Below are 19,091 nucleotides of genomic sequence, written 5' to 3'. Positions count from 1 at the left end.
AACGGATGAAATTAATTAAATTAGCGCTAATAACAGCTTTTACGGTATCAACTCTATCTTTCAGTGCCATGAGTGAAAATGCAGGAACACTTGATTTTACTGGAACGGTCGTGAGCTCTCCTTGTAATATCGCTCAATCTTCCTTGAAGCAAGTTATTGATTTTGGGCAATTATCTAGGCGAGCTCTTGAAAATGGTAGAGTTGCTGAGGTTGATTTTGATATTAAATTTACAGGTTGTGACTTTACTGATTTCAATAAAGATTCCAGCGGAAAACCCATGGTAGTTAAATCGATGGAGCTAGTTTTTACAGGGCAACGTTACGCCGATCTTACCAATATATTACTGTCTACTTCTGCGGGCAATACTAATAATGTTGGGATAGGCATTGATGGTTTTGAATTCGGTAAAGCGAAAGATGTTTTACCACTGATTATTAATAAAAAAGGGGATAACACATTATCGTTTAAAGCATTAGCAAAAGCGGTTGATACGACTAAGGATGTTGCTGAAGGTAAATTTAATGCCACATCCAATTTCCGCATTACTTACCAATAATGATGTTGGATGCCCGTCAGTCTATATCTGGCGGGTAATAAGCGGATGAATGGAGAAGATTATGATTGTTTATCAAAATCTTGGGAGACGCATAGCGCTGTTAGTCATTGTTTATATTTTTACGAGTTCTACTGCGCATTCAGTTAAAAAATTAAATTTTCAAGGTATCGATATGATGACGTTGATCATGGGGAGTGTTATTGCCACGCCATGTTCGATCGTGATGGAAAATCGTTATCAGACTATTAATTTCTCATCACTGACACTCACTATGCTATCTACTGAGACTGCTCGAGAGTTACATAATCAGCCCTTTATCATTGAACTACGTGATTGTGGCAGCGCATTTTCTTCTTTGGATCATAAAACTTGGACCATACGTTTTATGGGACACAGCGCGGAATATATTCATGCTTTTGTATTACAGGGGGCTTCCCAAGGGTTAGGGGTTTCTGTACTGGATGACTCGCTCAATATTCTCGTTCCTGGGCAAAATTACCCATTATCTAACAATGTATTACGGCAAAGTAAATCGGGACAAACACTCTTTTTACGCTATTTCTTACGTTTAGAGCTGACAGGGCAACCTATTGAAGCTGGCAGCTATCAAGGGCTAATCCGTTTTTTCATCGATTATCAATAAAACATATATAGATATTTTGGCGAAATTCTCTTTTTGGGGAAGCATTCTTATCGTATTTGGGATGGTATAGAGCATGACGTTCATATTTAGCTTCAAATATAAAAAAATCAGACTGGTTGTTGTGTTCGCGCTTAGCATTATTTCATGGACCGTTTATGGTACTGAATTTAATACGGAAATGTTGGATGCCGAAGATATTCAAAATATTGATATGAGCCAGTTTTCCGTTGCGGGATATGTACCCCCCGGCGACTATGTTTTGACTATTTTTGTTAATGGCTTACGTTTAGGGGCTCCTCGTGAGGTCTCCGTTTATAAAGATCCCGCTAATCCTCTCTCTGTTTTAAAACATTCAATTTATAAGCAAAAACAGCCGACAGCAGGATTTTCTCAGACGATCTGTATTTCCCCTGATTTACGCGATTTAATGGGATTAAAAAGTAGTGCAATGGAAAAATTAATGACTTCTCATGAAGGGAAATGCCTTGATTTTTCTGCATTAACTGGGGCTCAGTTAAAAGTAGAACTTGCCACATTATCATTAAAAATCACGATCCCTCAAGTTTGGATGGAATATCGAGACCCTTTTTGGGTGCCTCCTGCACTATGGGAAGAGGGGATGAACGGGGGATTTATTGATTATAATGTTAACGCATCAGCAACGAAGGAAAACGAAGGAACTAAGCGTGTTTATTTATCCACCAATGGAACTTCAGGGATAAATATAGGTGCTTGGCGTTTGCGGGGTGATTTCAATGCAACGTATCAAAAGCAGCGGGGTGGATATTACCCTCAAGAAGCACATCAATTTGATTTTACAAGGTTATATGCTTTCACCTCATTAAAAGAGTCAGCCGCTATCCTAACATTGGGAGAAAACTATTTTTATTCTGACATTTTTGAGTCTTGGCAATATAGCGGACTTTCTCTTGAAAGCGATGATCGCATGTTGCCACCTAAATTGGTGGGATATGCTCCTGAAATCATAGGTGTTGCAAATACTAATGCCATTGTGATTGTGCGTAGCCAAGATAGAGTTATTTCAGAAACGGCTGTTCCGCCTGGACCATTTCGTATTCAAACATTAGATAGCGGAGTTAGGGGGGTATTGGATGTCACGGTACGAGAAGAAAATGGCGAAGAAAAAAAATTCAGCATAAGCACCGCATCATTGCCTTATTTAACCCGTCCGGGGCGGGTAGTCTATAAATTGGCAGCAGGTAAAACGCGTTACAATAATCGTCATCTCACCGGTGAACCTGTTATTAGCAGCGAACTTTCTTATGGCGTATCAAACGCGTGGTCTTTATATGGAGGTAGCCAATTAAATACTGACTACCAAAGTGTTGCACTAGGAATTGGACGTGATTTATTTGCAGTTGGAGCTGTATCAATCGATATAACGCAATCATTTGCACAGTTCACAGATGACAGATTACAAGGCCGTTCTTATCGGCTTAATTATGCAAAATCATTTGATGATGTACGTACTGATATTACTTTTGCGGGTTATCGTTTTGCGGATAAAGAATATCGGACATTAAATCAGTTTATGGATGAAGATAGAACCAAACAAGTAACACGGGCGGCGAAAGAAAACTATCAAGTTTATCTTAATAAGTATTTTGATCATTTTAATCTCTCAATGAATTATCAATACAGCACTTATTGGCAGGGTGACCCTCAAACTCAATATGGTCTATACGCCAATACTAATATAAGTTTTCCTCAGTTATCTCAACATAATGCCAATGTTTCTTTATCGGCGACTAGAACAGAACGTGATAATGGTTATGAAGATGACGCAATTAATTTGTATTTAACAATCCCTTTGTATAGCGGTCATAGTTTGACTTTTTCTGAGCTTTATTCACGTTCAGCGGGTAATAACCAATTTAATCATAATGTGGGTTATAGCGGTTATGGGGATCAAGAAAATTATAATCTCAATATGGGATATAACCATGGGCAGAATATAGATAGCCAATCTAGTTTCAGTGGTTTTTATTCAAAAGATTTATCCCAAGCCAATATTTCTGCTAATGCCAGCTATGTTCCTCATCAATATCACAGTATCGGCGCATCAATAAATAGCGGTATCACATTGACCTCTAAAGGCGTAGCGCTGCATCGCTCCGCGAATGGTGACACACGTTTGATGGTCGATACGCCAAATGTTAGTGGAGTGCCTCTTGATAATGGCGTGATTAAAACCAATGCCTTTGGCCTAGCCGTTATTCCTAATGTGAATAGTTATCGTAAATCAACTGCATCAATTAATACCAGTAAGTTACCCGACAATATAGAAACGCTAGATTCAACTATTGATATCACTCTCACTAAAGGGGCGATTGGTTATCGCAGTTTTTCTGTGCTGCAAGGGGAGAAGTTGTTTGCGATTTTGAGACTGAATAATGGCAAAACGCCACCTTTTGGTGCGAGTGTGCGTAATGATGAAAACCAAGAGTTGGGTATTGTGGGGGAGGATGGTGTGACATGGATAGTTGGAGTGTCTTTACAAGAAAAACTGTCTGTTTATTGGCATAACCAAAAACAGTGCGAACTCGTCTTACCTGAAAAACGCCATCCAACGTCAGATATGCTTTTGTTACCTTGCACGCCAGAAAACACACCGGCTCGAGTATTCGAAAGCTAAGTAATATTTTGCATCTAATTACATGATTCAATACATTTTTATGAGGTTAGTTATGTTAAGCATAAAGATAGGTGGCAAGTTAAGTGGGTTAGTTTTTTTCGTTACCAAAGCTTTATTTGTCGTAATTACTGTATCTGCTAGTGCTTATGGTGCAGTGACATTGGATAGAACACGCATTATTTTTCAAGGAGATAAAACTTCAATCAATATCAGGGTCGCCAATGATAATCCAGAAGAGGCATATTTAGCACAGAGCTGGATAGAAGATTTACAGGGGAATAAGTTAACGAAAGGCGCTTTGCTAGCAACGCCGCCTTTGCAGCGAATAGAACCTAATAGCCAAAGTTTAGTGCGTTTAAGTGCGACGCCATTATTGAGTCAATTGCCCCAAGATAGAGAGTCAGTATTTTATTTTAATTTACGAGAAATTCCGCCGAAATCTAATGAAAACAACACGTTACAGATTGCATTGCAATCACGAGTCAAATTGTTTTATCGCCCTGCGAGTACCTTGGCTGAATCAGAAACTAAGTGGCCTCATAAAGTGACGTTACAAAGAATTCATAACGGTTATCGGCTCAATAATATTACGCCATTTAATTTAACTGTGATTGGTTTTGGTAATAGCAAACAACAGTCTGAGCAAAGCGCTTTTCAAGTCATGATGGTTGCTCCAAAATCGACAAAAGATATTATATCCGATGCAATATCAAAGCCTTATCTTACCTATATCAATGACTATGGTGGTAAACCTACATTGGCTTTTAGTTGCCAAGGAGAGACCTGCACCGTAACAGGAGAGCAGTAATTGTTATATAAAAATAAGTATTTTTACTTGTTGCGGGTAAATGCTAAGGAGGGATGATGAACCAAATCATGAAGTGCTCACTGATTTTTATGGGTGGAATTCTAAGTTATTCCACAATGGCAGAATATCTTGTCATTAATACCGCAGAAAAAGAATCGAATTACGAATCGTCACTGCAAGGGTGGTTGAATGTGAATGCCAGTGTGTTTAATGCGCCATGCAATTTACTTGTAAAACAAGGATTGAGCTTGACTCATTGCGGAGCGGGAGAAGTTTTTGATGATGTGGCGATCCGTCATGCAACGGCTAAAACACCGGTAATATTACAGTTTTATGATGTACGGCAGGGGCAAGTTATTCGTCGTTATTCACTTGGTTTATTCAATGGTAATAATGCAATAAAGCTACCTTTTTTAGACGCAAAGCGAAGCATTTTGCGATTAGAGGTTATCTATGAATAAGCTGATTGCCTTGTTTTGGTTGTTGATGATGATTGGGTTTTCTCATCATGCACCAAGTTCCGGCCACTTAGATGTGGAATTTAGCGGTGTGCTTGTGCGAGGTTCTTGCCAATTGACCGCTGAGTCCATCAATAAAAAAATTCGGTTAGATAATTTGCGGTGGCAATTTATCAATGAAAATGAATCGAGTGCGGTTACGCCATTTTCGATCGGCATTGAAAATTGTAGTCAAACTGATTTAAACAAAACAATTAAATTTACTTGGCAAAGTCATCAGCTGGTCAATATTAATGGTAACAGTTACATCTCCACCCAAGGTTCCAGTGGCGTCGTTTTAGGGTTGGTGGATAGTGAGGAAAAACCCATTGTTTGGAACACCGCAATGAAGATCGGCGCGGTTTCTATCGTCGGGAGCGAGCAACAAATTGCCTTTGGGGTATTGGTACGCAAACCTGCATCTGGTGAGGCGAATGTTGGCGATTTTTCAGGTCGAGTGACATTTGCGATGGAGTATGAATAGTGAAATTAACCCATAAAGTAACTAAATATTCTTGGTGCTTGTTATTGCTGACTTCCATGGGGCAAGCCGATGTACTCGTCGATATCACGGCCACAATGATTTCGCCCGCATGTGATATTCGCAGTGAAGACAGCAGTTCACCATTAAAAATTAGCTTTGGTATTATCAAGATAGATAATCTTAGTGATTTAAGCGTGATGCAAAATTTTCCTCTCTATATATCGGGTTGTCATATTAATAAAGATTTGGCGATTATGTTGGAGCCTAAAAATGATGGCTCATTAGTTTATAACGGGAAAGCCATTTTAGCGACGAGTACGGATGGGCTAGGTATTGATATCAGTGATATTACCGGCGGTAAGGTTCGTTCATTGAATGTAGGGATCAAACAGTTGGTTTACCCTGAAAAAATCGATGCAACGCAGTATCGAATGGACTTGCAAGCTCAACTGGTGAATACGGTTCCAGTGAGCCAGTTAGCTGTCGGAAAATTCACCTCAACCATGATGGTTTTAGTCACTTACAACTAGTGGAAATTGGCGCTATGTTTAATCTTAAATCAAAAATTAGCACTTACCCAATCAGTTTTTTTCTTCTCTTTTTTATTTTATACAGTGTAAAAACTAACGCGGATTATGCAGCAAAAATCCAAAATCCAACGGCGGGCTATTTGATTAAATTAGATAGTAATAGCGTGATAGAACCAACTTCACATAGGGGGACAGATGGTAAAAATTATTATCGAGTTGGCCAGCCAATTGTGGTGGAGGGAGGCGGTTCATCAGTGAGTGTGACTGGGCTGGTGGATTGTGTTGGTCGAAGATGGGGTGACAGTAATACTCAGATTCTCTCTGACAATGCATTTCATCGTTTATTCATGTATGTGCCAACCTTGGGAACAAATATAGAAGGAAAAGTGGCTTATCATATTAACAGTAATTTAATGATGACTGTTGAGACCCGAATCATGAATTGGCTGAATATCAACGCGGGAATGTGTTCATATTCCTATCCTGGCATGACAAGACCGGCATCGAACTTTACGAATCAATTTCCTATAACGATTACTTTTTATATTAATGAGCGAATTATTGATGGTCAATTGGTAATTGCGGAAATGGATCTTGGCGGATACGTTCGCGCATTTACAGCACAAAAAACTGTTCCACCTTATGATAGTTGGCCACTGAATGAGTCGACTGTTCCCATGCGATTAGCAGCTTCCCAACTTAATGTGGGCGCATTATGTTCAACAATGACCAGCACAGGGCAGGCAGGTACGGTGAATTTACGTCATGGGCAATTAAATAGCCTAAACTATGATAGTACCGTCATGGAAAAAATTACCTACAGTTGTAAGTTTGTTTCATCGACGAGAGTTCACTTGAGGCTTGATTATGCAACAGATGATGACCCACAAAAGCGTCTGCCTTTGACCAATGACCTCAATCAGAAAATTTACAGCCAATTAGTGCTAATAGATGAATTGACGGGGCAATCAGGTACTGATTTCAGATTGGATATTCATGGGTCGAGAGAGATCAATATTCGTAGTCGTATTCAAGGGGAAAATGCAGATGCAGGGGATTACCATGGATCTGCATGGTTGATTGCGACTTTTGATTAACCTGTTTTTATTCACCAATTCGCTGAATAAAACTTGAGGGTGTTTGCCCTAACCATTTTTTAAACATCGTTGAAAATGAGCCCACACTGCTGTAACCCAAGTCAAAAGCCACTTCAGTAATCGATTTTCCTGCTGAAATATGGGTTATTGCGCTAAGCAAACAAGCTTGTTGTCGCCAATCAGAAAATGATAATCCTGTTTGAGCGCCAAAAAAGCGGCTAAATGAGCGCTCGCTCTTATGGACTTTTTCTGCCCATTCTTGGGGTAAAGAGGTAATTTGCGGATTTTTAAGAAATTCACGGCACAGCTTAGCTAAGGTTTCATCTCGTGGAATGGGGGCGAAAAAAGGTAAAGGTTTAGCTTGGGTAATTTCATGCAAAATAAGTTGGATCATAATGCCATCACGGCCGTGAATATCATATTCGATAGGCATATCGACGGATTCAAGTAATAGCTGACGTAGTAATGGCGATACTCTGAGCACCTCACATTTCTGGTTTTGGCGCGGCGCGGCTTTCGGTTCGATATAGAGACTGCGGGTACTGACGTTGAGCATTCGTGTTTCGTGTGGCGTGTTTTCAGGTATCCACACACCACTATCGGGGGGAATGACCCATTCGCCATCTGCGGTACTGACTTCAATTAACCCTGTGGCTCCATAGAGAAACTGTGCTCGACGATGAACATGGGAATTTAGCAACACATTAGGCAAATAATCGGTTCCGATAGCGAGTACATCGCGTTCGATGGCATCGACGGTCTTAAGTGGAATATTTCGCATAGTGATCTTTCTTGGCTGATATTCAAATATTGTTGCTTAATTTGTGAATTTTGGCAATCTCGATAACAATAACCTTACAATTAGAGTGGTTGGCTGAAATTCAGATCTGTTTGTCTGTTTTTCGAAAGTTGGCAAACACATAAATGTTTACCCTAGCGCGGCAACTTAATGCATGCCAAAGGTAGGGTTATCATGAAAAATAAAACTAATCAGGCTGGTACCCATGAGTCCCTGATTGAACCTCTCACCCGTCGTCGCTTTATTCAAGGCAGCTCTGCACTTATGGCTGTCCCGTTTATCGCGTCTCAATCTGTCGCTTCAATTGCAGAAGACGCCTCGGTCATTCCAACAAAAACAATCATAAAGGATGATGAACGGGTGGTATCGACCTGTAGTAGCTTTGATTGCGGTGGGAAATGTGATATTCGAGCTCATGTAAAAGCCGGAGTAGTCACTCGTATAAGTACAAGACCAGATGCTGATCTAGATGAAGAAATGCCAATCATGCGGGCTTGTGTACGTGGACGTAGTTACCGTAAATTTGTCTATCATCCTAACCGTTTGAAATACCCAATGAAACGTGTTGGCAAGCGGGGAGAAGGGCGTTTTGAACGTATTAGCTGGCAAGAAGCAACAACGCTGATTGCAGAAAATATGCAACGGATTAATCAGCAATATGGGCCTGCTTCTCGTTTCGTTAGCTTAAGTACGGGGGTGACTGGTGGCATTTTCTCGGGTGCCAATATGCTACGCCGCTTATTTAATCTTACAGGTGGATTTCTGGAGAATTACCATTCGGTGAGTAACGGCAACACCATGGCGGTGACGCCTTACACCTATGGCACTTCAGCTAGTGGTAGCACTCTTGATACTTTAGAAAATACGCCACTTGTGATCCTATGGGGGCATAACCCGAATGAAACTATTTTTGGTCATACCAATCATTATTTTCAAAAAATGAAAAAAAATGGCACCAAATTTATTGTTGTCGACCCTCGCTATTCAGATACTGCGTCGTCATTAGCCGACCAGTGGATCCCGATTTTACCAACGACTGATAACGCCATGATGGATGCGATGATGTACGTGATCATCAGCGAAGGGCTCCATGATCAAGCCTTTATTGATAAATATACCGTCGGATTTGCTGAACACCAAATGCCAGAAGGTGTGCCAGAAAATGAGTCATTAGTGGCGTATTTAATGGGTCACAAAGATGGAGTTGCCAAAACCCCAGAATGGGCAGAGCCAATCACGAGAGTACCTGCTGAGACTATCCGACAGTTAGCTATTGAATATGCAAGCACCAAACCTGCTGCGTTAATGCAAGGTTGGGGACCACAGCGTCATATTTGTGGTGAACGTTCTGCTCGTGGAGCAACACTACTGGCGACCATCACTGGTAATGTCGGAGTGAAAGGCGGATGGGCAGCAGGTTACGGTATGGCTGTTACGCCTGATTTGCGCAAAACATTGGCAGGGCCAAGCCTATTTGAAAATCCGGTTAAGGCGAAAATCAATATCACTAACTGGGTGCAAGCTTGTGAAAATAAAGATCTTGTTACGCCTAATAATGGCTTAAAAAATGCCGAAAAGCTCGACACAGAAATCAAAATGATTTTCTCGTTGGCGGGCAACTACATGACTAATCAGAATCCAGATATTTTGCATGCAGCTAAAGTTTTAGAAGATGAAAGTAAGGTTGAATTTATCGTTTACAGCGACCTCTATATGACGCCAAGTGCGAAATATGCTGACATTTTGCTGCCTGAAACCAGTTTTATGGAACGTTGGAATGTGGGCGGAACGTGGGGAACCGGTAATTATATTATTTTATCTGAAAAAGTGATTGAACCTGAATTTGAGCGCCGCAGTGATTATGAATGGCTACGTGAGGTGGCTGATAAACTCGGAGTGGGCGAACAATTCAGTGAAGGTCGTACTGAAAAACAGTGGATAGAACATTTAGTTAACGACGCTCATGATAAGCGTCCTGAAGATGGCATTCCAACCTTTGATGAGTTACTGGTTAAGCGTCGCCACTTACTCAAACATCAGCCTCATACTGGACATGTTGCATTTGAAAAGAATATCAAAGACTTAGCCAATAATCCGTTTGAAACACCTTCAGGTAAAATTGAAATTTTCTCTAAGCGTCTACATGACCGCCATGATGTGGATATTCCTGCATTATCCCATTATGTACCTGCTATTGAAGGACCTGAAGACACACTAACTTCACGTTACCCATTGCAACTGATTACTTGGAAAGGGCGAAATCGTGCCAATTCCACCCAATTTGCCAATCCTTGGTTACAAGAAGTCCAGCGCCAAGAGCTTTGGATAAACCCTATTGATGCAAAGCGAAGAAATATTGCTGATGGTGATAGCGCGAAAGTGAACAATGACCGCGGTATCACTATGGTGCCAGTAAAAATCACCCAGCGCATTATGCTTGGCGTGGTCGCCTTGCAGGCGGGGGCATGGTGGATGCCAGATGAAAAAGGCATCGATCAAGGTGGGTGTGCCAATGTTCTCACTTCGGCGCGCAGTACCGCCATGGTACACGGTAATGCGCATCAAACCTTATTGGTGGAGGTAACGAAAGCATGAGTAAATTCCTTGTTCACCCAGGGATTAGCGATAAGCAGCTTGGATTTTATATTGACTCGGCACGTTGTTCTGGCTGTAAAGCGTGTCAGGTTTCTTGCAAAGATAAAAACGAACTCGATGTGGGGCGTAAGTACCGACGTGTTTATGAAGTTGCTGGGGGCGAATTTATCGAAAATGGCACTGGCGGGTTAGTGAATAACGTTTTTGCTTATACGTTATCCATTTCATGCAACCATTGCGATGACCCAATGTGTGTGAAAAATTGTCCGACGACGGCAATGCATAAACGAGAGGGTGACGGCATTGTGCTCGTCAATACGGATAAATGCATCGGATGTGGTACTTGCGCGTGGTCTTGCCCCTATGGCGCACCGCAAATGAATCCAGAAACCAAACAAATGTCGAAATGCGATTTTTGTATTGATTTACAACTAAAGGGCGAGCAGCCGGTATGCGTGGCGACTTGTCCTTTAGGGGCGATTCAGTTCGGACCGATTGATGAGTTAAGACAGCGTTATGGCCATCAAGCGGATGTGAAAGGGTTGCCAGACTCTTCCATTACTCACCCGAATTTAGTGATTCATCCACACCAAGGCGCAGGGCGTAGTTCGAACCATCATCAAGGCGGCACAAAATGAATGAGTGGTCATTATTGTTATTCACATTTTTAATGCAGGCATCTATTGGTTTAACGGTGATGCTAGGGCTAAATACTAGAAAATTAACCGTAGTATTGGAAGGCAAGAATCAGTCATCTTTTTTACTGTGGTATTTATTTGTTGCCTGTATTTTTGCAGGGATTGGATTGCTGTCCTCTATCACTCACTTAGGGGTTCCACTTAATGCGCCTAACTCTTTATTAAATATTTTTTCATCGTGGCTGAGCCGTGAAGTGGTGTTTACCGCCACCTACTTTTCGCTTCTTGGACTCACTTTCTTATGGTTATGGTTTAAAAAACGGTTGTCATATGTGTTACTCGGGCTTGCCATTATTGCAGGGCTGTGTGATGTGTATGCTATGGCATCAATTTATCGTTATACCTCAATGTTAACGTGGATGAATGATAATACCTATTTGATGTTCTATGGCACGATGTTAACTCTAGGTGCCGCGGGCTATTATTTGCTGGTTAATTTATTGCTGAAATTTAATGCTAGTTTCACTGCGGCACAAATTTCGACTCGTGGATTATGGATATTGTGGGGCGTCATAGGAATAAGTTTATTTATTCGTTTGGTCTATCAACCTGTCTATGAAAGTTACCTAGTACACGCAAGTTATAATAATGAATCAATCACATTTCCTATAGATTCTATTCATGCTTACCAAGAAATTTGGTCACTGCGTATCACTAGCTGGCTTATCGGAATATTAGGGGTATTTATTTTAGGCTTTGGTTTATTTCGTCAAATAAAATCCAGTTCAAAAGGGCAGGAGTATGTAGTTGCTGGCTGTTGCTGTGCTTTAGTGGCGGAGTTTATGTTGAGGTACTGTTTTTACGTTATTCACTAATACTCGTCATACTTCGTGTTGTCGCGGTGTTGGCTTCATTCAGCTACCTCGGTCACATACTTTTGTATGCTCCCAAGGATAACTTTATTTTGCCGCCTAGCGACAACACGAATTATTTGAGTATTGGGTGTTGTTCATACTTCGTGTTGTCGCGGTGTTGGCTTCATTCAGCTACCTCGGTCACATACTTTTGTATGCTTCCAAGGATAACTTTATTTTGCCGCCTAGCGACAACACGAATTATTTGAGTATTGGGTGTTGTTCATACTTCTTGTTGTCGTGGTGTTGGCTTCATTCAGCTACCTATTTAATAGGCTAAAAACAAATAAATTAAAGAGTTATTTTTATGATCCATTTTTCACATTATGCCGCGGCATTTAATATATTAGGGACCTGTTATCTTTTTTCACCAGAAGATGAAACCAGCCGATATGCGATGAATTTTTTTAAAACCCCTGATTTTGCTTCTCAGTGGCCATGTAAAATAGAGAATCAATTGAGCAGGGAAATAACTCAAGCGCTTAATATCGATATCAAACAGCTTCATCGCCAATGGACAGATTTGTTTATTGGCCCAGAGGCGCTACCTGCGCCGCCTTGGGGGTCTGTTTATCTCGATCCTGAAGGTGTCTTACAAGGCTCTTCAACAGTAGCATTGAGTGAGTTTTTAAAGCGGGAACGTTTAAAAGTACAAACCCGATACCCAGAGCCTTCAGATCATATTGGATTGATGTTGTTTCAAGCGGCAGTATTGGCTTCACAGGTGAGAGAAACGGCGTTGAATGAGCTGCTTGTCGATCACTTAAGCTGCTGGTTACCACAATTTACTAAGCAACTTAATGTGGCTACGGTTAGTCCTTTTTATAGTGCATTGACGAAATTAACACTCACAACGGTAGTATCATGTCGCTGGTAATGTATTTAATGTAGTTAATGTCTTTCAAATTTTTTGGATTAAATTTAATGAGTTAAGCGTAATATTTGAATGATAAAAAAGTAAAATACAAATAATTATAGAATAGTTGATTTAGCTATAATAAATACAAATTAAAATGATTCTTATTTTACCTTTCTAAGCCATAATGCATTTTTTAAGTCATACTACTTAGTAGTAGGTATCTATAATTAAAAAGGGGTGTGCTGTTATGGGACTATTTAATCGATTATTATCTCATGAAGATGCAGGAAAATTACTATTACGCTTGTCTGTTGGTGGCTTAATGCTTTTTCATGGTATGAGCAAATTAATGACGGGCGCGAGCGGTATCAAAGCATTGCTCGCTTCTTATGGCTTACCTGAATTTATTGCTTACGGTACTATTGTGGGTGAAGTAATTGCACCTATCTTTATTATTCTGGGTATTTTAACGCGCCCGTCAGCGTTGCTGGTGGCGTTTACCATGTTTGTAGCATGGTTAATGATCGGTATGGATAAAACATTTTTACTCGATAAAACCGGAGCATGGGCAATCGAAAGCCTCGTTTATTTCTTTGTGAGTGGTATTGCTTTAGCATTTTTGGGTGCGGGTAAATATTCAGTGATGCGAAATGCGTGTTGGCGTTAATTTAGATTAACTTTTGTTTTTTGAACTTTATTTTGTATAAAGGCCATCAGCAAGTTTTGATGGCCTTTATGTATTTTAAGCAGTACTAGTACTGCTTTGTAACACTGTCTGAAATAAAAAATCATCTAATAAATGACTATGCCGATAGTTAGGCTCTGATAGCTGTAGTAGCTCTGCTTTTGCAATACTCTCAGCTATTAATCGATCAATAGCAGGGCGTCTTGCTCCGTATTGGCTTTCATTCGCTTGGCTTTTAAAAAAGAGCAACTCATTTATCTCATCTAGCACTGCTTTATCATTAACTGTTGCTGCAACTAATTCTGAAAATGCCATAGGTGGCATTTTCTTGCCAAGTTCTAGCCAACGCAAAGCTAATGTTGCTCTCAAAATATAAAAATATTTTTTCAGGCGAACTTGTTCACCTTTAAAGTCAGTATGTAAGTTACGTTTACTGATTGATAAGTAGTGGTAACGTGACTTTAACGGTGAATAAAATTGCGCTGCCAGTTGCTCCAATTGAGCAAAAAATACCTTATCTTTAAAATAAACAATCGGTGAATGTAGCCACTCTATTAATGCAGGGTTAGAGTTACGCATCAATTTCAATGCCTTAGATAACTCCCAACCAGACACATCTAACTCATCATCAATCGGTTTTTCTATCACATCGCGTTTTTTATCCAGTGTTAGGTACCAATCAAGTTTATGCACATAGATAAACCTGACATCATAGTCGCTGTCGCGGGAGGCAAAACCCCAGCCGCGACTACCGGATTCACACGCAAACAGTATTTTAACGTGATAAGTCTCTTCTATTTCTTTGAGTGTTTTATGTATCCGTTCCTTCATTAGCACGGATACGCTTTCATGGTCAGTTTCCATGCTTTCTCCTATTACTTTTTTATATTTATCCCTTCACACACACGACTTGGCGTAAGGTGTGAACAATTTCTACCAGTGATGATTGTGCGGCCATTACCGCGTCTATGTCTTTATACGCCATAGGTATTTCGTCAATCACATCACTGTCTTTTCGGCACTCGACATGGGCGGTAGCCATTTTTTGGTCACTGACTGAGAAACGTTTTTTGGCTTCTGTTCGGCTCATCACACGGCCTGCGCCGTGGCTACAGGAACAAAAACTCTCTTCGTCACCTAACCCGCGGACAATAAAGCTTTTTGCCCCCATTGACCCTGGAATTATCCCCATTTGACCTTTTCGTGCCGATACCGCACCTTTTCGTGTCACTAAAACGTCTTCACCAAAATGTTGCTCTTTTTGCACATAGTTATGGTGGCAATTGACCGCTTCTTGCATTGTGGTAAAAGGTTTTGGGATCTCTCGTGATAGTGCCTCTAACACGCGGTGCATCATCACTTCACGGTTATGGCGGGCAAAATCTTGCGCCCAACCAACCGCTTGCATATAGTCATTAAAATGCACACTTCCTTCTTCAAAGTAAGCTAAATCTCTATCCGGCAAATTGGCAATATGCTGTTGCATATCTTTTTGCGCCAGTGTGATAAACAAATTACCAATCGCATTTCCGACACCTCGCGACCCGCTATGTAACATCACCCACACGCGGTTTTGCTCATCTAAACACAGCTCAATAAAGTGGTTTCCCGTTCCCAGTGTTCCTAAGTGCTTGTAATGGTTAGTTTGGCGTAGTTTTGGGTACTTATCACAAATACGTTTAAACTCTTCATCTAAGTGTGTCCAGTGGGTATCGACAATATCTGGAGTTCGATACCAAGCGCCTTTATCACGCCCATGTCGATGTGTGGTTCGACCGTGTGGAACCGCAGCCTCAATAGCAAAACGGATATTTTGCAAGCTATCTGGCAAATCAGATGCCGTTAAGGAGGTTCGCACGGCAATCATTCCACAACCAATATCCACTCCAACCGCCGCAGGGATAATCGCACCTTTGGTTGGGATCACGCTCCCAATTGTCGACCCTTTCCCTACGTGAACGTCAGGCATCACTGCAAGGTGCTTGAAAATAAACGGCATTTTGGCGGTATTTTGTAGCTGGATTACAGCTTTCGGGTCAACAGGAACCCCATTGGTCCACATTTTTACTGGTGCGCTATTTTCTTGAATCAATTCATTGAATTTATTGTTTATCATTATTTATTCCTTAATTTTTACTAATCCGTTTAATACTTGGTCTAAACCGCCATAAACTGAAATTTGGTCGATGCGATGCGCAATGTTTTCTAAGGTTTCAAGCTCTTTTAAACGCAGTGCAACTGGGTTGTTTTCCATCACTTTTGCGGTATTTAGCAATGAACGCGTCGCGGCAGTTTCTTCTCGGCGACGAATAACATTGGCTTGGGCGGATTTTTCTGCTTCAACTACTTGAGATAAAATCGTGCGCATATCTCCCGGTAAAATAATGTCTTTCACACCGACGCTGTCGATTTCCAGACCAAAGCTAGCCGCACTTTGGGCAATTTGTGCCAATATTAATTCATCTATTAATTGTTTGTTTTCCAGTAATTCATCAAGTGAACGGGTGCCGACAATTTCTCTTAATGCAAATTGTAGCTCACGGTACAGATAATCCACAGGCTGGGTCAATTTCGAGAATGCCATTAAGATATCTGCATAACGCCAGTTAGCCGAAAGATTGATGCGTAACGTCACTTTATCTTTAGTTAAAATCTCTTGTCCGCTCACTTCAAGGGATTGCAAGCGGGTGTCTATTATTTCAACTTCTGGTTTGTGGTTGATTTTCCAATAACCGTAAGTTCCCGGTTGTAATAAATTTTGGATCTCACCATCAATTTTTAACATACCTACATGCCATGCAGGGACTTGGCTAATCAAGGCCAACTCATTGCCTTTAATACGTTTTTTACCCATTAGTCGTGACACAAACACGGTTTCAATTACACTATGTTCTGTTGATTGCAGTTCTACTTTTAAGTTATTGCCATTTTTCCAATACAACCGACGAGTCGCGGGTGGCAATATTTCGCTCAAGCTATTGTGTAAATAAATGAATCCGATTTCATCATCAGATAACGCTACATCAAGGCAGTGCTCATCAACCCAGTCAGGGTGAAATTGGCGCAAGTGCTCCGCGAGTTTTTCCTCAATAGGTTCATTGTCGAGGGTGAACAGTGACACGGTCAATTTGTTAAACCAATCATATAAACGGTGCTCACCCGCAGTCAGTAATTGTTTAAAATCTCCATTTTTAGCGGTCAATGCGATTTGTCCCTGAGCAACTTTTATTTTTTTCATTATTTTTCCTTTTTTAATATTTATCCGCCACTGAAGAAAAAAGCGAAGTGGTGAGGGGAAAAATAGAGTGCCTGACTGGGCTGTCTAAATTTCTGCTCATCACTCGGCGTGGCTCTCGAGTGGCGGCTTTAAGCTTAACTTCAGCTTAGTTTTATACAGTTGGATTTGTATTTTTTTTCAGGAGTCGAACCTGATAGCGTTGCTATTACCATAAGGTATCTTCCTGACGGCGGCATACAGACCATGTAGTGACTCGGGTCACCATGTCTGCACCGGTTGAACGCGAAGTTCAGACAATTTCCGGCAGTGGATGAATTTATTATTGCCAGAAGCGTGCCAACTTTGATGAAGAGACAATAAATATTTATATTGCATTGAAAAATAAAGATTAAATATTTATTGTTGAATTTAGCTAACATTACCAAGAGAAATGAATTAGGCTATTTATTATCTTTCTATATCGTCATTTATAAATTTATATAAACTCATTATGAATAAAAAACGTAAAGTGGTCATTGGTGTATTGGGTACAGTTCTTGATCGGCGAGGTAAAAAAGCTAATCGCTGGACAAAATGGCGCCCAACGGTAGGCCTGTGCCAACAACCCGGTCTCGATATTGATCGGGTTGAATTGCTGCATCAGGTCAACGACCACTCAATGGCGAGTCGGGTCAAAGATGATATTGAAGAAACCTCGCCTAATACTGAGGTGATGCTGCATGAAGTGGACATTGCCGACCCGTGGGATTTCGAAGAGGTGTATACCTCGCTATTAGATTTTTCGGCAAATTATCCATTTGATACCGATAATGAAGAGTATCTGGTACACATCACGACCGGTACCCATGTGGTTCAAATCTGTTGGTTTTTATTAACGGAAGCTCATTATTTACCTGCCAAATTAATTCAAACCTCACCGAGCCAAAAGGGGAGAGAGAAAGATCCGATAGGTATTCACACGGTGATTGATCTTGATCTCAGCCGTTATACTCATATTACCAGCCGCTTCCAAAAAGAGCAGCAGCAGCAGGTGTCGTTTTTAAAATCCGGTATTGCGACCCGAAATGCCGCATTTAACGCCATGATTGAACAAATCGAGCGGGTGGCATTGCGCTCAAAAGCACCGATCTTACTCAATGGCCCCACAGGGGCGGGGAAATCGTTCTTGGCGCGACGCATTTACCAATTGCGGGAAAGCCGTCATCAAGTAAAAGGGCGATTTGTTGAAGTAAACTGTGCCACTTTGCGGGGTGATAACGCCATGTCGACGCTATTTGGCCATGTAAAAGGTGCGTTTACTGGGGCGCTAAATGCACGAGGCGGTTTGTTAAAAGAAGCCGATGGCGGTATTTTATTTTTAGATGAAATTGCAGAACTTGGCCTTGATGAGCAGGCGATGTTACTCAAAGCCATCGAAGAAAAACGTTTTTTTCCTTTTGGTTCAGATAATGAAATTTACAGTGATTTTCAACTGATTGCCGGCACCCATCGCAACCTTGCAGAGCAAGTGGAGGCGGGTAAGTTTCGGGAAGATTTATACGCCCGTATCAATATGTGGACCTTTGCCTTGCCGGGGTTAAAAGAACGTCGTGAAGATATTGAACCGAATATCGATTATGAATTAGCCAAATTTTGCCAAGACCAGCAAAGCCAAATTCGTTTTGATAGTGAAGCTCGTAACGTCTATGTGAAGTTTGCTTGTTCCCCACAAGCCCAGTGGCGTGGCAATTTCCGTGAACTTGGCGCCTCGATTAATCGGATGGCTACTTTTGCCGAACGTGGGCGCATTACTAAAGCGGTTACCGAGGAAGAAATTGGCCGTTTGCAGTCTCAATGGCAGCCAAAGTCGAGCCATTCATTACCAAAGCAAATCGGTGAGATTGATTTATTCGATAAGCAGCAACTGGCAACAGTACTGGAAGTTTGCCGCCGTTCGTCATCTTTGTCTGAAGCGGGGCGTGAGCTGTTTGCGGTATCGCGGCAACACAAAAAACAGCCCAATGATGCAGATAGGCTGCGAAAGTATCTCGCCAAGTTTGAGTTGGATTGGGATGGGGTGAAGGGAAATAATGGGTAAACAAAAGCCCCCGA

18 protein-coding genes are annotated in these 19,091 nt (G+C 41.2%); 14 read left to right on the top strand and 4 right to left on the bottom strand.

From position 1 onward, the window contains the following. Positions 1-5: 5 nt before the first annotated feature. The 8 genes from AAZR93_RS19810 (at position 6) to AAZR93_RS19775 (ending at position 7,272) form a co-directional block, all read left to right on the top strand. The gene (locus AAZR93_RS19810) at positions 6-557 is read left to right on the top strand and encodes a fimbrial protein (RefSeq protein ID WP_434720831.1); all 552 of its coding nucleotides are present in this window, start codon (positions 6-8) and stop codon (positions 555-557) included. Positions 558-618: 61 nt separating this feature from the next. Next, entirely contained in the window at positions 619-1,200 is a 582-nt protein-coding gene (locus AAZR93_RS19805) for a fimbrial protein (RefSeq protein WP_434720830.1), read from the top strand. Between the two features lie 73 nt (positions 1,201-1,273). Next, a complete protein-coding gene (locus AAZR93_RS19800; protein ID WP_434720829.1) occupies positions 1,274-3,856 on the top strand; it encodes a fimbria/pilus outer membrane usher protein in 2,583 nt (860 codons plus the stop codon). A gap of 52 nt (positions 3,857-3,908) precedes the next feature. Beyond that, the gene (locus AAZR93_RS19795; RefSeq protein ID WP_434720828.1) at positions 3,909-4,664 is read left to right on the top strand and encodes a fimbria/pilus periplasmic chaperone; all 756 of its coding nucleotides are present in this window, start codon (positions 3,909-3,911) and stop codon (positions 4,662-4,664) included. Between the two features lie 56 nt (positions 4,665-4,720). Continuing rightward, complete coding sequence (locus tag AAZR93_RS19790; protein WP_434720827.1) at positions 4,721-5,125, top strand: fimbrial protein; 405 nt, start codon at positions 4,721-4,723, stop codon at positions 5,123-5,125. Then, positions 5,118-5,645 carry a fimbrial protein gene (locus AAZR93_RS19785; RefSeq protein WP_434720826.1) on the top strand — a complete coding sequence of 176 codons (528 nt, stop codon included), beginning with the start codon at positions 5,118-5,120 and terminating at the stop codon, positions 5,643-5,645. The genes AAZR93_RS19790 and AAZR93_RS19785 overlap by 8 nt, the downstream gene beginning before the upstream one ends. Beyond that, the gene (locus AAZR93_RS19780) at positions 5,645-6,175 is read left to right on the top strand and encodes a fimbrial protein (protein ID WP_434720825.1); all 531 of its coding nucleotides are present in this window, start codon (positions 5,645-5,647) and stop codon (positions 6,173-6,175) included. Before AAZR93_RS19785 ends, AAZR93_RS19780 begins: the two co-directional genes overlap by 1 nt. Positions 6,176-6,189: 14 nt before the next feature. Further along, positions 6,190-7,272 carry an adhesin gene (locus AAZR93_RS19775; protein WP_434720824.1) on the top strand — a complete coding sequence of 361 codons (1,083 nt, stop codon included), beginning with the start codon at positions 6,190-6,192 and terminating at the stop codon, positions 7,270-7,272. A gap of 7 nt (positions 7,273-7,279) precedes the next feature. On the opposite strand, the gene AAZR93_RS19770 is transcribed toward AAZR93_RS19775, so the two are convergent. After that, positions 7,280-8,053, bottom strand: a complete 774-nt coding sequence (locus tag AAZR93_RS19770; RefSeq protein WP_294109733.1) for an AraC family transcriptional regulator — start codon at positions 8,051-8,053, stop codon at positions 7,280-7,282. 192 nt (positions 8,054-8,245) lie between these two features. Here AAZR93_RS19770 and AAZR93_RS19765 point away from each other — a divergent pair, with 192 nt between their 5' ends. The 5 genes from AAZR93_RS19765 to AAZR93_RS19745 all read left to right on the top strand — a co-directional run bounded on the left by AAZR93_RS19765 (position 8,246) and on the right by AAZR93_RS19745 (position 13,744). Next, entirely contained in the window at positions 8,246-10,666 is a 2,421-nt protein-coding gene (locus AAZR93_RS19765; protein ID WP_434720823.1) for a DMSO/selenate family reductase complex A subunit, read from the top strand. Next, on the top strand, positions 10,663-11,304 hold the full coding sequence (locus AAZR93_RS19760; protein WP_434720822.1) for a DMSO/selenate family reductase complex B subunit: 642 nt from the start codon (positions 10,663-10,665) through the stop codon (positions 11,302-11,304). Before AAZR93_RS19765 ends, AAZR93_RS19760 begins: the two co-directional genes overlap by 4 nt. Continuing rightward, a complete protein-coding gene (locus tag AAZR93_RS19755; protein ID WP_434720821.1) occupies positions 11,301-12,179 on the top strand; it encodes a dimethyl sulfoxide reductase anchor subunit family protein in 879 nt (292 codons plus the stop codon). Before AAZR93_RS19760 ends, AAZR93_RS19755 begins: the two co-directional genes overlap by 4 nt. 346 nt (positions 12,180-12,525) lie before the next feature. Beyond that, a complete protein-coding gene (locus AAZR93_RS19750; RefSeq protein WP_294109727.1) occupies positions 12,526-13,095 on the top strand; it encodes a molecular chaperone TorD family protein in 570 nt (189 codons plus the stop codon). 229 nt (positions 13,096-13,324) lie between these two features. Continuing rightward, positions 13,325-13,744, top strand: a complete 420-nt coding sequence (locus tag AAZR93_RS19745) for a DoxX family protein (protein ID WP_294109725.1) — start codon at positions 13,325-13,327, stop codon at positions 13,742-13,744. 75 nt (positions 13,745-13,819) lie between these two features. Here the strand turns inward: AAZR93_RS19745 and AAZR93_RS19740 are convergent, their stop codons facing one another. From AAZR93_RS19740 to AAZR93_RS19730, 3 genes are read right to left on the bottom strand one after another with little or no spacing between them, the layout of a single operon-like run. Further along, positions 13,820-14,626 carry a nucleotidyltransferase domain-containing protein gene (locus tag AAZR93_RS19740; protein WP_434720820.1) on the bottom strand — a complete coding sequence of 269 codons (807 nt, stop codon included), beginning with the start codon at positions 14,624-14,626 and terminating at the stop codon, positions 13,820-13,822. 25 nt (positions 14,627-14,651) lie between these two features. Next, positions 14,652-15,878 (bottom strand): RtcB family protein, encoded by a 1,227-nt coding sequence (locus tag AAZR93_RS19735; protein ID WP_434720819.1) that lies wholly within the window; start codon positions 15,876-15,878, stop codon positions 14,652-14,654. Between the two features lie 3 nt (positions 15,879-15,881). Further along, on the bottom strand, positions 15,882-17,000 hold the full coding sequence (locus AAZR93_RS19730) for a slipin family protein (protein WP_434720818.1): 1,119 nt from the start codon (positions 16,998-17,000) through the stop codon (positions 15,882-15,884). A 490-nt stretch (positions 17,001-17,490) separates the two neighbouring features. Between AAZR93_RS19730 and rtcR the strand changes: the two genes are divergently transcribed. Beyond that, entirely contained in the window at positions 17,491-19,077 is a 1,587-nt protein-coding gene (rtcR, locus tag AAZR93_RS19725) for an RNA repair transcriptional activator RtcR (protein WP_434720817.1), read from the top strand. Positions 19,078-19,091: the final 14 nt, after the last annotated feature.

This window comes from Providencia sp. Je.9.19 (genome assembly GCF_051129765.1).
Taxonomy (GTDB): Bacteria; Pseudomonadota; Gammaproteobacteria; order Enterobacterales; family Enterobacteriaceae; genus Providencia.
This window is presented reverse-complemented; position numbering and strand designations above follow the sequence as displayed.

Excerpts from the sequence above, each read along its gene's own strand:
- AAZR93_RS19755 (WP_434720821.1), top strand. The coding sequence starts at position 11,301 with ATGAATGAGTGGTCATTATTGTTATTCACATTTTTAATGCAGGCATCT.
- AAZR93_RS19750 (WP_294109727.1), top strand. The coding sequence starts at position 12,526 with ATGATCCATTTTTCACATTATGCCGCGGCATTTAATATATTAGGGACC.
- AAZR93_RS19735 (WP_434720819.1), bottom strand. The coding sequence starts at position 15,878 with ATGATAAACAATAAATTCAATGAATTGATTCAAGAAAATAGCGCACCA.
- AAZR93_RS19800 (WP_434720829.1), top strand. The coding sequence starts at position 1,274 with ATGACGTTCATATTTAGCTTCAAATATAAAAAAATCAGACTGGTTGTT.
- AAZR93_RS19790 (WP_434720827.1), top strand. The coding sequence starts at position 4,721 with ATGAACCAAATCATGAAGTGCTCACTGATTTTTATGGGTGGAATTCTA.
- AAZR93_RS19765 (WP_434720823.1), top strand. The coding sequence starts at position 8,246 with ATGAAAAATAAAACTAATCAGGCTGGTACCCATGAGTCCCTGATTGAA.
- AAZR93_RS19795 (WP_434720828.1), top strand. The coding sequence starts at position 3,909 with ATGTTAAGCATAAAGATAGGTGGCAAGTTAAGTGGGTTAGTTTTTTTC.
- rtcR (WP_434720817.1), top strand. The coding sequence starts at position 17,491 with ATGAATAAAAAACGTAAAGTGGTCATTGGTGTATTGGGTACAGTTCTT.
- AAZR93_RS19775 (WP_434720824.1), top strand. The coding sequence starts at position 6,190 with ATGTTTAATCTTAAATCAAAAATTAGCACTTACCCAATCAGTTTTTTT.
- AAZR93_RS19785 (WP_434720826.1), top strand. The coding sequence starts at position 5,118 with ATGAATAAGCTGATTGCCTTGTTTTGGTTGTTGATGATGATTGGGTTT.
- AAZR93_RS19730 (WP_434720818.1), bottom strand. The coding sequence starts at position 17,000 with ATGAAAAAAATAAAAGTTGCTCAGGGACAAATCGCATTGACCGCTAAA.
- AAZR93_RS19770 (WP_294109733.1), bottom strand. The coding sequence starts at position 8,053 with ATGCGAAATATTCCACTTAAGACCGTCGATGCCATCGAACGCGATGTA.
- AAZR93_RS19760 (WP_434720822.1), top strand. The coding sequence starts at position 10,663 with ATGAGTAAATTCCTTGTTCACCCAGGGATTAGCGATAAGCAGCTTGGA.
- AAZR93_RS19740 (WP_434720820.1), bottom strand. The coding sequence starts at position 14,626 with ATGGAAACTGACCATGAAAGCGTATCCGTGCTAATGAAGGAACGGATA.
- AAZR93_RS19810 (WP_434720831.1), top strand. The coding sequence starts at position 6 with ATGAAATTAATTAAATTAGCGCTAATAACAGCTTTTACGGTATCAACT.
- AAZR93_RS19745 (WP_294109725.1), top strand. The coding sequence starts at position 13,325 with ATGGGACTATTTAATCGATTATTATCTCATGAAGATGCAGGAAAATTA.
- AAZR93_RS19805 (WP_434720830.1), top strand. The coding sequence starts at position 619 with ATGATTGTTTATCAAAATCTTGGGAGACGCATAGCGCTGTTAGTCATT.